Here is a 12299-nt window from a genome sequence, read left to right as displayed (position 1 = left end):
CACGCCCGTGGCCTCACCGCGAGAGGTCGAACTCCCCGTCCCGGGCGCCCAGGACGAACGCCTCCCACTCCGCCTTGGTGAAGCGCAGCACCACGTCCGGGTCCGTGGAATTGCGCATCGCGACCGCGCCGCGCTCCAGGAACGCGATCTCCACCGCCTCCACGTCGGGGTCCTCCCCGGGCGGGCGCTGCCAGGCGGCGTCGGAGATGTCGAGGCCGTAGAGCCATTCCTTGTCGGCTGCGGTGCCCATGTCGTTGCTCCCCTTGCTCGTGAACGTGCCGGTCAGCGTACGCGGCGCCCGGACGACCTTCCAGCCGCACAACCGGGCCGTACCGCGGTTCCCGCCACCGGAGTTGGCGACGCGGAGGCGGTCGGGCGGACCGGGTCGCAGCGCGTCCACGGCTGCCGCCCGCCCGGCCCCGCCCCATCGGACGGACCCCGAGCCACCCAAGCCGCGGCGACCAGTGTTCTGCGGAGCCTCATCCGCACGCTCCCTGGGCTTCACGCGCTCGGCCGCCGCACACGGGGACAGTCTGCCGTGTAGGAGAACGCCAGGTCATTGGGTATGTACACCCCGACGGGGTGTAACCAGCAGCACCTACGGAGGCTCTGATGAGCATGGCACCCACCGCGTCCGCCGGCAGCCCCGGACTCACCTCTCCCACCGCGGACGCCGCGGCCACGGACGCCGCCCCCTCTCCCGACTACACCGCCGAGATCGCCGACACCCCCGACCGGATCCGGGCCGCCCAGCGCCTCCGCCACCAGGTCTTCGGCGAGGAGATGGGCGCCGCCCTCGACACCCCCCTCCCCGGCCACGACATCGACGCCGTCGACGACCTCGCCGACCACCTCGTCGTCACCCACACCCCCACCGGCGCCGTCGTCGGCACCTACCGGCTGCTGCCCCCGGGGCGCAGCCAACGCCTCTACTCCGACGGCGAGTTCAACCTCTCCGCACTCGAATCGCTGCGCCCCTCCCTCATCGAGGCCGGCCGCTCCTGCGTCCACCCCGACCACCGCGGCGGCGCCGTCATCAACGTGATGTGGGCCGCCCTCGCCCGCTACACCCTGCTCTCCGGCCACCGCTACCTCGCCGGCTGCGCCTCCGTCCCGCTCGCCGACGGGGGCACCGCCGCCGGCCACGCCTGGGCGCTGGCCCTCACCCGCTACCCCGCCCCGGCCGGGCTCCGGGTCACCCCGCACCGCCCCTGGCGCCCCACCGGCCCGCTGCCCGAGCGCCCCTCGCTCGCCCAGCTCCCGCCGCTACTGCGCGGCTACCTCCGGATCGGCGCGTGGATCGGCGGCGCCCCCGCCCACGACCCGGCGTTCGGCACCGCCGACTTCTTCGTCGTCCTGGACATGGAGCGCCTCGGCGACCGCTACCGCCGCTTCTTCCTGGGGGACCGGTGAACGGCCCCTGGGACGTCCGGTCCGTCTGCACCCCGCACTGCGCCGGCCACGCCGCCCCGCGCGTCCCGGCCCGCGAAACCGCCCGCCGCGCCGCCGCGTTCGCCACCGCGGTGCGCCGCGTGCTGGCCGACGGCGACCTCCTGGCGGATCCGGTACGGCTGCGCGCGCACGCCCGGGCGCTGCTGGCGGCACTGGGGATCGAAGCGGAGGGGATCCAGGCGGAGGGGGCCGGCGCGCTGGCGGCCGCCGGGACGGGAGCCGGCGGCCCCGGTACCCTCACCGTCCTCAACCACATCTCCTGGCTCGACATCGTCGCGCTGCTCGCCGCCGAACCCACGACCCTCCTCGCCAAGCGCGAGGTCGGCCGCTGGCCGGTCGTCGGCGGCCTGGCGCGCCGGGCCGGCACGCACTTCATCGACCGCACCAGCCCCCGCAGACTCCCGCACACCGTACGGGAGTTGTCCGACCTGCTCGCCGCCGGCCGCTCGGTGGCGGTCTTCCCCCAGGCCACCACCTGGTGCACCGCCGACCGGGGCGCCTTCCGCCGCGCCACCTTCCAGGCCGCCCTGGACGCCGGCGCACCGGTCCGCCCGCTCACGGTCAGCTACACCCAGCAGGGCCGGCCCAGCACCGTGGCCGCGTTCTGCGGCGACGACACCTTCGCGGCCTCCCTGCGCCGCGTCCTGACCGCCCGCGCACTGGCCGTACGCCTCACCGCCCACCCGGCACTGCCCACCGCGGGCACCGCCCTGGACCGCAGGGAACTGGCGGCCCGCGCCGAACACGCCGTCCTCCGCGGCGGCACCGTACGGCCGGCCGCGGCGGCGATCCGGCCGCCGCGGCCCGCGCCGCAGGCACCGCCGCCGACCACCGGCCCGCCCCTCCGCCAGCATGCCTGACCGGTTCGCCCCCGTCCCCGCGACCCCGCTCGCCTTCAGCCTCTTCGACCAACTGGACCGCCTCACCGACCCGTTGCACGCCCTGCTCGGCTCCCCCTGGCTCTGGCTCGCCGTCCTGCTGATCGCCGGGCTGGACGCCCTGCTCCCGTTCATGCCGAGCGAGACCACCGTCGTCCTGGTCGCCGTGCTCATCGGCCCCGACCTGCCGCCGCTCGCCCTGCTCGCGGGCGTCGCGGCGGTCGGGGCGCTGGCCGGCGACTGCCTCGGCTACGTCGTGGGCCGCTACGCGGGCCCGCGCGCGATCGCCCTGCTGCTGCGCGGCGAACGCGGCCGGGCCCGGCATCTGCGCGCCCGCGCCCTGGTCGAACGGCACGCCGCCGTGCTGATCGTCGCCGGCCGCTTCCTCCCCGGTGGACGGGTGGTCGCCACCCTCTCCACCGGCAGCGTCCGCTTCCCGCCGCGCCGCTTCGTCGCCCTGGACGCGCTGGGCGCGGGCATCTGGGCGCTGTTCAGCACGGCGCTCGGCGGCCTCGGTGGCGCGGCGCTCACCGACTCCCCGGTCAAGGGCCTGCTGCTGGCCTCCGGCGTCGGGCTGCTGGTGGCCGTCGGGGCGTCCACGCTGCACCGCCGCTGCCCGCTGCTGCGGGGCGGCGGTGAGGGGGCCTGAGCACCCTCACCGGCCGCCGCACCTAGGCGCTCGGCACGTACTTGTACCCGACCCGCCGCACCGTCACGATCGACGACCGGTGCTCGACGCCCAGCTTCCGTCGCAGCCGGGCGACATGGACGTCGACGGTGCGCCCGTCGCCGACATGCCCGTACCCCCACACCGTGGTCACCAACTGGTCGCGGGTGTGCACCCGGTGCGGATGCGCGACCAGATGGGCCAGCAGCTCGAATTCGAGGTATGTCAGGTCCAGTTGCCGGCCCCGGACCTGCGCGGTCCGCCGCTCGGGGTCGATCCGTACGGTCTCGTCGCCGGTCCACCCCGGCGGTGCGGGGTCGGCGGGCGGCTGTGGGGCGGGGGCCGCCTCGGCCGGAACGAGGACGAGGTAGCCGACCATCGGCGGCTGGCCGGGCAGCGCGGGCAGGCTGTGCTCCGGCGCCGGGAGCCAGGTGGCGCCGGAGTTCAGCAGCTCGGCGACCTGCTGCGCACTGTGGCGCGGCGCCGCGGCACCCGGGACGGCGGCGGGGCGGGCGTTGCTCCCGGCGGTGGCTTCGTCGGAGGGCACCGCGCGCAACCGGTGACGCTGCTGCGACGGGTGCGGAACGGCGGCCGTGGCGGAACCGGCGGGAACGGTACGGAGATTCGTCATCGGAAGTCAGCTCTTTCGCGCAGGGGATCGTCGGGGGACGTCGTGCGCGCGGGCAGGGCTGGAGACACCGGTCAGCGGTGTCGGGAGGAAAAGGTGCGGGCCCGCGCTCAGTGCGCGCGGCAACACAGACGGTCGAATGCGTGCGCCTGCCGGGACGGCCAGAAAGGCTCAAGGTCGCTGCGACCCGTCGCGGTGTCGGTAAGGCTGGCCATGGGCCTATTGAACCAGACAGCCGTTGTTCTGTCCTTCACACCACCTCCGCGGTGACGCGATCCCGCCGCACGCCGGCCGCACCACCCGCGGGACCGGCCAGGTCCCGCCCCCGACTTCCCTTCCCCGCACCGGAGTTGCCCCTCAGGGCCGCCCCGAGGCGCCGCGCGCGGTGGCCGAAATCCGCCCCCGCGACCCCAGTGGCGCCCATCGCCATCCCGAGCGCCAGCGCCGCCAGATGCCCCGCGTCCGTGAACGTCCGGCCGCGGCGGACCACCGGCACCGCGGCCGGCACCAGCAGAGCCCCGACCGCCGCCAGCCGCGCGCCCCGGTGCGGGACCGTCGCCGCGAGGGCGCCGAGCGTGGCACAGAAGCCGTAGCTCGCCCCGACGTCGACGGCCCGCGCGGTGCCGCCGGAGCAGGAGCCCCGCCGGGCGCGCAGGCCCGCGTACACCAGCAGGCTGGCGCCGACGTGCCCGGCCGCGAACACCCCCGCGGCGCGCCCGGCGCCCCAACGGGCCTCGGCCGTACCAAGGGTGGCCAGCAGCGCCGCGCCGTACACCGCCGGCAGCGGCTCCTCCACGAACGCCGCGCTGGTGGCGAGGGTGCCCCACCGGCCGGCCCGCAGATTGGCGACGTTGGTGGAGTGCGCGCGCAGCAGCTCCGCACGCCGCCGCCCCGGCAGCCGGCCGGTGGCATACGCCCCGAACTGCAGCACCCCGACATACAGCGGTGCCGCCCACGGCAGCGCCCCGCGCCGCACCGCTCGCCCCCGCGTCCCCACGCCGGTCCCTCCGCTCCGCTCAGTTCCCCGCCGGCAGCCGCCTGCGCCAGTCCAGCGGGGTGATCTCGACGACCGTGTCCGGATCGCCGTCCCACTCCACCGTCAGACCGGCGCCGGTCAGCGCGTCCGCCACTGTCCGCCCTACCTCGGCGCGGTCCGCCCCGCCATCCTCGTACGCGCCGTACCGCACCGAAAGACCGTGTCCCCCGGCCGCCGCGGCGGTGTCCTGGTGGTGGAAGAAGACGAAGCCGCGGTCGGCCTCGGCGCGCTCGGCGCCGATCTCGCCGAGCGCGCAGTTGCCGCAGCAGGTGAAGTGCATCCGGGCGGTGAGCCCCTGCGCGTCCAGCGCGGTGAACGCCCGCTCGACCCGGTCGGCGTCCGTTATCTCGGGCCACTCCGTCTGTTCGGCCAACCGCCGTTCCCACAGGCCCGCGACGATCCGCCGCGCCTCGTCCCGGGTGACCGGCGTCTCCTCGGTATCGAAGGCGTCGCACACGCCCTGCACGACGTCCTCGAACGTCCAGAAGCCGGACCGGATGTCCTCAAGGGCCTGCTCCTCGGCCTGCTCGCGGGTCTCCGGGTCCAGACCGGGCGTGGAATACAGCTCCGCCGGCCGCCAGTCGAGCGCCGTGCGCCAGGTCTCGGCGCCGCGCGCCCACGCCAGGAAGACCGCTATGACCTCGTCGGCGTCGGCGGTCTCAGCCGTGAAGTGCCGGTCCGGCCCGCCGTCGCGGAACTCCACGGCGAACGGCCCGTCGCCCTCCCGCCAGGTCTGCACGAACACCTGGTCCTCGTCGGGCAGCCGCTCGACGACGACGAAGTGGTCGTCCTCGGCGCCGATCCGCCGCAGCAGGGCGGTCAGTTGGTCCGCGGTCGGCCGCGCGACGGCCGGCCCGCTCTCGGTCTTGGCGGTGATCGCAAGCATGACCCCAGCGTGCCACCCGCCACTGACAGCCGGCCCCGCGCGCCCGCGACCGGCGACCGTCCGGCGCCGGGTGCGGGCATGCGAAGGGGCCGGACCCGCCGGGTCCGGCCCCACCTCACGCCCGCGCCACCGCGGTTCGGGCGCGGGCGTCACACCTGCTCGCGGCGCTCCAGCTCCGTGCAGCAGGTGTCCACGATCAGCCGCGTCACCACGTAGGGGTCCACGTTCGCGTTCGGCCGCCGGTCCTCGATGTAGCCCTTCTTCTCGACCTCGACCTGCCACGGGATGCGCACCGAGGCGCCGCGGTCGGAGGGGCCGTAGGAGTACTGGTCCCAGGGGGCGGTCTCGTGGGCGCCGGTCAGCCGCTCCTCGATACCGGTGCCGTACTCGCGGACGTGCTCCAGCGGCTTGCCGTCCGCGCCCAGCGCCTCGCAGGCGGTGATGATCGCGTCATAGCCCTCGCGCATCGCGCGGGTGGAGAAGTTGGTGTGCGCGCCCGCGCCGTTCCAGTCGCCCCGGGCCGGCTTGGCGTCCAGCGACGCGGAGACGCCGAACTCCTCGGCCGTACGGTGCAGCAGCCAGCGCGCCACCCACATGTGGTCCGCGACCTCCAGCGGCGGCAGCGCGCCCACCTGGAACTCCCACTGGCCGGGCATGACCTCGGCGTTGATGCCGGACAGGCCGAGGCCGGCCGCCAGGCACAGGTCGAGGTGCTTCTCGACGATCTCCCGGCCGAAGATCTCGCCGGCGCCGACACCGCAGTAGTAGCCGCCCTGCGGGGCCGGGAAGCCGCCGCCCTCGGGGAAGCCCAGCGGGCGCTCGCCCTTGAGGAAGGTGTACTCCTGCTCGATGCCGAAGATCGGCTCCTGCGCGGCGAACCGCTCCGCCACCGGACGCAGCAGGGCCCGGGTGTTGGAGGAGTGCGGCGTGAGGTCGGTGTTCAGCACCTCGCACAGCACCAGCAGGTGGTCACCGCCGCGGATCGGGTCCGGGCAGCTGAACACCGGCTCCAGCACGAGGTCCGAAGAGTGGCCTTCGGCCTGATTGGTGCTGGACCCGTCGAACCCCCACCGCGGGAGCTCGGAACCGTCCGCCAGGATCCTGGTCTTGGAACGGAGCTTGGCGGTCGGCTGGGTGCCGTCGATCCAGATGTACTCGGCCTTGATGGTCACGGGGTCCTCTTATACGGGTCGGTGCGGGTACGCGTGCGGGCGTACCGCTGCACTCTCGCAACAGGCCGTTTCCCGTCCGTTGCCCGTATGTGAACCGCAGGTTACCCAGTCGGACATCGCCGCATTCTGTGAGAATTCACCATATATCACCCGCCGTTTCCGAACTCCCGTACACGGCCGCGGAATTGGCGCCTGCCTGTCTGCCTGCCTGCCCGCCTGCCGCGCCGCGGGCGGGCAGACAGGGCCCCGGGCCGCCTTATGCCCGACCAGCCCTCACCACCTGGCGATACTGGCCATGGAAGGCAGGAACGAACCGGCCTACCGTCGGAGGCGCCGGAGGCCGCCCGCACCCGGCCCGGTCCACCGGTACCCGCCCCGGCCCCACCCGCCCCTCTCCGTCCGCACCGAAGGAGCCCCGCATGGCAGCCAGCCCGGCCCCCGCCCCCACCCCCGTCTTCACCAGCTACGTCGACACCGTCCTGGCCGCCCTCGCCCGCGACCCGGTCCGCGCCGTCCTCACCCCCGCCGACGGCCGCCCCGACGTCAGCGCCGGCGCCTTACACGCCACCGTGCACCGCATGGCCGCCGTCCTCGCCGGCCGCGGCATCGGCCGCGGCGAGACCGTCTCCCTCCTCAGCGGCAACCTCCCGGAGGTGCTCGCCGCCCGGTACGCCGCCAACCTCATCGGCGCGCGGGTGGTGTTCCTCTACGACGGCATGGCCGCGGAGACCCTGGCCCGTATCGCCGAGAGCGTGGAGACCGCGCTGCTGGTGGTCGACCCGGCGCTGCGCGACACGGCCCGCGCCCTGCTCGGCCATCTCACCGGTCCCCGCCCCCAGGTCATGACCCTCGGCCCGCTGCCCGGCCCCTCAGGGGAGCAGACCGACGACGCGGCGCCCGGTACGCCCGGCGACCGGGTGCCCCTCGGCCCCGACCTCCTCGCCGCCTGTGCCGCCCTCCCCGCCACCCCCACCGTGGCCGCCGCCGCCCGACCCGAGGACGACTGGTGCATCCGCCACACCGGCGGAACGACCGGTATCCCCAAGGGAGTCCGGATGGCCCACGCCTCCTTCGCCGAGATGCTCGGCGGCCTCCGCCTGGAAGGCGCCGGCGACCCGCCCCGCCTCCTGGCCTGCACCTCGCTCGCCCACCTGGCGGGCATCATGGCCGATTTCACCCTCGCGGCAGGCGGCAGCGTCGTCCTCCACCGCCGCTTCGACCCCACCGCCGTCCTGGCCGCCATCCCCCGCGAGCGCATCACCCACCTCTGGCTGCTGCCCCCGCTCCTCTACCGCCTCCTCGACGACCCCACCCTCCCCACCACCGACCTCGCTTCCCTCACCCGCATCACCTACGGGGGCTGCGTCGCCTCCCCGTCCCGGATGCGCCGCGCGGCGGAGGTCTTCGGGCCGGTCCTCTACGGCTGGTACGGCCAGTCCGAGGCGATGTCGATCACCGAGGCGGGCCCCGCGGACCACACCGCCCTCGCCGCCGACGGCCCGATGACCGTCGGCCGCCCGCTGCCCGGCGTCACCCTCGCCATCCGCGACGCGGACGGCCGGGACCTGCCGCCGGGAGAGCCCGGCGAGGTCCACGTACGCTCCACCGGGGCGATGTCCGGCTACTGGAAGCAGCCCGAACTCACCGCGCAGGTCCTGCGCGACGGCTGGGTGCGCACCGGCGACGTCGGCCACCTGGACGCCGAGGGCCGCCTCTACCTCGTCGACCGCCTCAAGGACGTCATCATCGTCGTGGGCGGCCACGTCCACCCCGCGGAGATCGAGGACCTCCTCCACGCCCACCCCGCCGTCGCCGACTCCGCCGTCTACGGCGTCCGCACCCCCGACGACGCCGAGGAGGTGCACGCCGCCATTGTCCCCGCCCCCGGCCACTCCGCCGACGACGTCTCGCTGTCCGCCCTCCGCGCCTACGTCACCGCGCACAAGGGCGCCCTGTACGCCCCCGCCGCGGTCCACGTCCTGGACACCATCCCGCTGACCCCGGTGGGCAAGCCCGACAAGAAGCGCCTGCGCGCGACGGCCGCGACGGCTCCCTGAAACCCGCCCGCGCCACCGCCGCCCGCGGCCGTCAAATCCCCCCTGGCCAGCGGCTTTTGTCAGTGCCCGGCGGTAAAATGGGAACCAGTAAGTGAGGGTTCTCAACGCTCCAGGAGGTCTGCCGGATGGCCGCAGCCACACTCATGACGAAGCCTCTCCCGACCCACCCGCTGCCCAGGAAACCGCTCCCCGCCGGATGGCCCCGTGAGCGGTACGAATCCCACAACCGCCGCCTGAAGGCGATGCGCCTGGCGATAGCCCTGCTCGACACCGGCGTCTACCGCCCCGAGCACGCCACCAACGGCAAGATCCGCACCACCGCCCTCGCCATCGGCGTCCACCGCCCCTCCGACACCACCTGCCGCCTGGTCCGCGCCCTGATCTACGACAACTGCTGACCCAGCCCGCTCAGTTGCTCCGACTGCCGGCCCGGAGCGCCACACGCCCCGGGCCGGCGCGCGTCGGTCCCCCGGCCCCCCGGCCGCTCTCGAACAGCGGCGCAGGGGCCAGCGGCGCGGCCGTCCAGCGATCCAACGGCGCCGCGATCCAGCGATGCAGCGCTGTATCGCTGTATCGCTGTATCGCTGTATCGCTGGATCGATACAGCGTTCTGGACTCCACGCCAGGAAGGATGACGAGGAAGCGCGGAATCCGGTGCCGCGGCCCGCGCCGTGGATTACCTTTCCACCGTGGACCAGTTGATCTCCTCAGACCCGACGCGCATAGGCCCGTACCGCCTGATCGCCCGCCTGGGCGCCGGCGGTATGGGCCTGGTTTATCTGGGCCGTTCGGAAGCCGGGCGGACCGTCGCGGTGAAGGTCGTCCAGGCCGAGCACGCACAACACCCGGAGTTCCGCAGGCGCTTCGCCCGTGAGGTGGCGGCCGCCCGGAAGGTGGGGGGCTCCTGGACGGCGGCCGTGCTCGATGCCGACACGGAGGCAGCGGTGCCCTGGGTGGCGACCCAGTACATCCCGGGGCCCGACCTGACCACCGTGGTGGCGAACGACTTCGGGCCGCTGCCCGACAACTCCGTGCGGGTGCTGGCCAACCGCCTCGCCCTCGCCCTGCAGGCGGTGCACGGGGCGGGCCTGATCCACCGGGACCTCAAGCCGTCCAACGTGCTGGTGACCGTGGACGGGCCGCGCGTGATCGACTTCGGTATCGCGCGGGCCATGGACAGCCTCGCCGGGGACAGCCTGCACACCCGCACCGGCATGCTGATCGGCTCCCCCGGCTTCATGTCGCCCGAGCAGGTGCGCGGTCTCGAACTCACCCCTGCCAGCGACGTGTTCTGCCTGGGCGCCGTCCTCGTCTACGCCGCCACCGGACGCCTGCTCTTCGGCGCCACGGAGACCGGGCTGAACGCCCACCTCTTCCGGATCGCCGAGGAGGAGCCGGACCTGACCGGCGTACCGGAGCCGCTGCTCGACCTCGTACGCCGGTGTCTCGACAAGAACCCGGCCGGGCGGCCCACCCTCCAGCAGGTCGCGGCCCGCACGGCGTCGGACGCGGGCACGGACAAGGACGCGGACACCGACAAGGACACGGGCACGGACAAGGACACGGGCACGGACGGGGAGTGGCTGCCGGGCGCGGTGCTGGCCCAACTCGGCCGTCATGCCGCGCAGTTGCTGGACTTCGCCCCCGAGACGACCGCCGGCACGCCCGGTCCCGCGCCCGCCGGCGCGCCGGTGCCCGTCGCGGACCCGCGCATCCCGTCCGGGCAGCCGCAGCCGCAGCCGCAGCCGTCGGCACCCCTGCCGCCCGCGTACGCGCCCACGGCCCCGGCGTACGCCGTCCCCCCGCAGGGATTCGGACCACCCCCGGGCATGGCCTCCCACACCTGGCCCGCAGCTCCGTCCCCGCCGCTCGCCCAGGACCCGTCGGCCCCGCACCCCTGGCGCTGGTGGGGCCTGGCGGTGGTCGCCTTCGTGCAGTTGTTCGTGTTGCTCGACGCGGCGTCCCTGCGCCTGGCGGTGCCGGCGATCATGGCCGATCTGCACCTCCGCGCCACCGACCTGAACTGGCTGTTCGCCGGCTATGAACTGGCCTTCGGCGGGCTGCTGCTGCTCGGTGGGCATCTCGCGGACCTCGTGGGCCGCAAACGGATGCTGATCACCGGTCTGGTCGGCTTCGCGGCGGCCGCCGCGGTCGGCGGCCTGGCCGCCAGCTCCGGCATGCTGGTCGCGGCCCGCGCCCTACAGGGCGTCTTCGCCGCGCTGCTGACGCCGACCGCACTCGCCCTGGTGGCATCCGACTTCCCCGAACCGAAGGCCCGGGGCAGGGCGTTCGGGGTCTACGCCGCGATCGCCGTCGGTGGCTCGACGGTGGGGCTGTTCACCGGCGGCCGGTTGCTGGAATCCCTGGGCTGGCGCTGGTGCCTGTTCGTCGACGTCCCCCTCGCCCTGATCGCCGTGATCGGTGCGGCCACCCTGGTCCATGACCGCCCGGTCCGTACCGGCCCCCGCTTCGACGCGCCGGGCCTGCTGTTCGGCTCCGGCGGGATCGCCGCCCTCATCTACGGCTTCGAGCAGACGGGCTCGCGCGGCTGGACCGACCTCCTGGTGCTGGCCCTGCTCGCGCTCGGCACCGTCCTGCTGATCGCCTTCGCTTGGTGGCAGACCAGCGCGGCCACCGCGCTCCTCCCCCCCCGTACGCCAGCAGGGACCGCGATCGCGTCGGCTCCTTCGTCACCTTGTTCCTGGCCGGCGTCGGCACGTTCGCCCTCTTCCCGACCCTGACGGGGTACCTCCAGAACGTCCGCGGCTACGCCCCGAGTCAGGCCGCCCTCGCGATCCTGCCCATGGCCGTGGCGATCGTCATCGGCTCCACCCAGATCTCCGCCCGCCTGCTGCACCGCATCGCACCGCGCAACCTGATCGCGCCCGGTCTGCTGCTCACCACGCTCGGCCTGGTGCTGCTGGCTCTCCTCACGCCCGACAGCCAGTACGGCGCCCTGGTCCTGCCCGGCACGCTCCTCGCCGGCCTCGGCCTCGGCATGGCCCTGATGCCGCTCCTCTCCCTCGCCACGGCCGGCCTTGCTGCCTCTGACTCCGGCGGGGGCTCGGCAGTGACCGGCACGGCCAACCAGGTGGGCGGGGCGCTCGGCGCAGCCCTGTTCAGCAGCATCCTGTCCTCGGCCATCGCCGCCGGCATGGAACGGGTACCCGGTCTCGGGCAGAACTTCGCCGGTGCGGCCCGGAACGGCCGGATCCTGAACCCGCGGGGGGTTCCGCCGCAGCTGGCGGAATACATCACCAGGGCAACGCTGGGCGGCTACACCACCGCCCTGTGGTGGTCGGTCGGCATCACGCTCCTCGCCGGCCTCGCCGCCGCCCTCCTGATCAGATCCACCGCCCCGACGCTCCCCCAACTCACCGAACCGCCCCTCCCGCCCTACGCCCAGCACCCCACCCACTGACCCGCCCCCTGCGGCAGCACGCAACCACTCGGGAGCACATCGAGGAGCGCCGAGGCTTCGGCCTGAACGGGGGGCACCCCGCATCCGCGCGTCAGGAGGAGG

The 12299-nt window shown here is 74.5% G+C and carries 12 protein-coding genes; 7 read left to right on the top strand and 5 right to left on the bottom strand.

Going from position 1 to position 12299, the window contains the following annotated elements:
* Positions 1 to 13: 13 nt before the first annotated feature.
* Positions 14 to 250, bottom strand: coding sequence for a DUF397 domain-containing protein (locus tag ACO1BR_RS01940; protein ID WP_426793335.1), 237 nt, complete (start codon positions 248 to 250; stop codon positions 14 to 16).
* 362 nt (positions 251 to 612) lie between these two features.
* Between ACO1BR_RS01940 and ACO1BR_RS01935 the strand changes: the two genes are divergently transcribed.
* Genes ACO1BR_RS01935 through ACO1BR_RS01925 form a run of 3 tightly spaced genes read left to right on the top strand, consistent with a single transcriptional unit; the run spans position 613 to position 2979 of the window.
* Entirely contained in the window at positions 613 to 1413 is an 801-nt protein-coding gene (locus ACO1BR_RS01935) for a GNAT family N-acetyltransferase (RefSeq protein WP_426793247.1), read from the top strand.
* Positions 1410 to 2312 carry a lysophospholipid acyltransferase family protein gene (locus tag ACO1BR_RS01930; RefSeq protein WP_426793246.1) on the top strand — a complete coding sequence of 301 codons (903 nt, stop codon included), beginning with the start codon at positions 1410 to 1412 and terminating at the stop codon, positions 2310 to 2312. Before ACO1BR_RS01935 ends, ACO1BR_RS01930 begins: the two co-directional genes overlap by 4 nt.
* Positions 2305 to 2979 carry a DedA family protein gene (locus ACO1BR_RS01925; RefSeq protein WP_426793245.1) on the top strand — a complete coding sequence of 225 codons (675 nt, stop codon included), beginning with the start codon at positions 2305 to 2307 and terminating at the stop codon, positions 2977 to 2979. The genes ACO1BR_RS01930 and ACO1BR_RS01925 overlap by 8 nt, the downstream gene beginning before the upstream one ends.
* A gap of 22 nt (positions 2980 to 3001) precedes the next feature.
* On the opposite strand, the gene ACO1BR_RS01920 is transcribed toward ACO1BR_RS01925, so the two are convergent.
* The 4 genes from ACO1BR_RS01920 to glnII form a co-directional block, all read right to left on the bottom strand.
* Positions 3002 to 3628 carry a winged helix-turn-helix domain-containing protein gene (locus ACO1BR_RS01920; RefSeq protein WP_426793244.1) on the bottom strand — a complete coding sequence of 209 codons (627 nt, stop codon included), beginning with the start codon at positions 3626 to 3628 and terminating at the stop codon, positions 3002 to 3004.
* Between the two features lie 247 nt (positions 3629 to 3875).
* Positions 3876 to 4622, bottom strand: a complete 747-nt coding sequence (locus tag ACO1BR_RS01915) for a rhomboid-like protein (RefSeq protein WP_426793243.1) — start codon at positions 4620 to 4622, stop codon at positions 3876 to 3878.
* 19 nt (positions 4623 to 4641) lie between these two features.
* A complete protein-coding gene (locus tag ACO1BR_RS01910) occupies positions 4642 to 5547 on the bottom strand; it encodes a DUF6891 domain-containing protein (protein ID WP_426793242.1) in 906 nt (301 codons plus the stop codon).
* A 149-nt stretch (positions 5548 to 5696) separates the two neighbouring features.
* Positions 5697 to 6719 carry a glutamine synthetase gene (gene glnII / locus ACO1BR_RS01905; protein WP_426793241.1) on the bottom strand — a complete coding sequence of 341 codons (1023 nt, stop codon included), beginning with the start codon at positions 6717 to 6719 and terminating at the stop codon, positions 5697 to 5699.
* 419 nt (positions 6720 to 7138) lie between these two features.
* On the opposite strand from glnII, the gene ACO1BR_RS01900 reads away from it, so the two are divergent.
* From ACO1BR_RS01900 to ACO1BR_RS01885, 4 genes are all read left to right on the top strand, one after another.
* Positions 7139 to 8776: an AMP-binding protein gene (locus ACO1BR_RS01900; protein ID WP_426793240.1), complete on the top strand. Its 1638-nt coding sequence runs from the start codon at positions 7139 to 7141 to the stop codon at positions 8774 to 8776.
* A gap of 125 nt (positions 8777 to 8901) precedes the next feature.
* Positions 8902 to 9174, top strand: a complete 273-nt coding sequence (locus tag ACO1BR_RS01895; RefSeq protein WP_426793239.1) for a hypothetical protein — start codon at positions 8902 to 8904, stop codon at positions 9172 to 9174.
* 291 nt (positions 9175 to 9465) lie between these two features.
* A complete protein-coding gene (locus tag ACO1BR_RS01890; RefSeq protein ID WP_426793238.1) occupies positions 9466 to 11517 on the top strand; it encodes a bifunctional serine/threonine protein kinase/MFS transporter in 2052 nt (683 codons plus the stop codon).
* Positions 11472 to 12197, top strand: a complete 726-nt coding sequence (locus ACO1BR_RS01885) for an MFS transporter (RefSeq protein WP_426793237.1) — start codon at positions 11472 to 11474, stop codon at positions 12195 to 12197. Before ACO1BR_RS01890 ends, ACO1BR_RS01885 begins: the two co-directional genes overlap by 46 nt.
* The last annotated feature ends 102 nt before the right edge of the window (positions 12198 to 12299 follow it).

It is taken from the genome of Streptomyces sp. YGL11-2 (genome assembly GCF_050054615.1).
Classification (GTDB): Bacteria; Actinomycetota; Actinomycetes; order Streptomycetales; family Streptomycetaceae; genus Streptomyces.
This window is presented reverse-complemented; position numbering and strand designations above follow the sequence as displayed.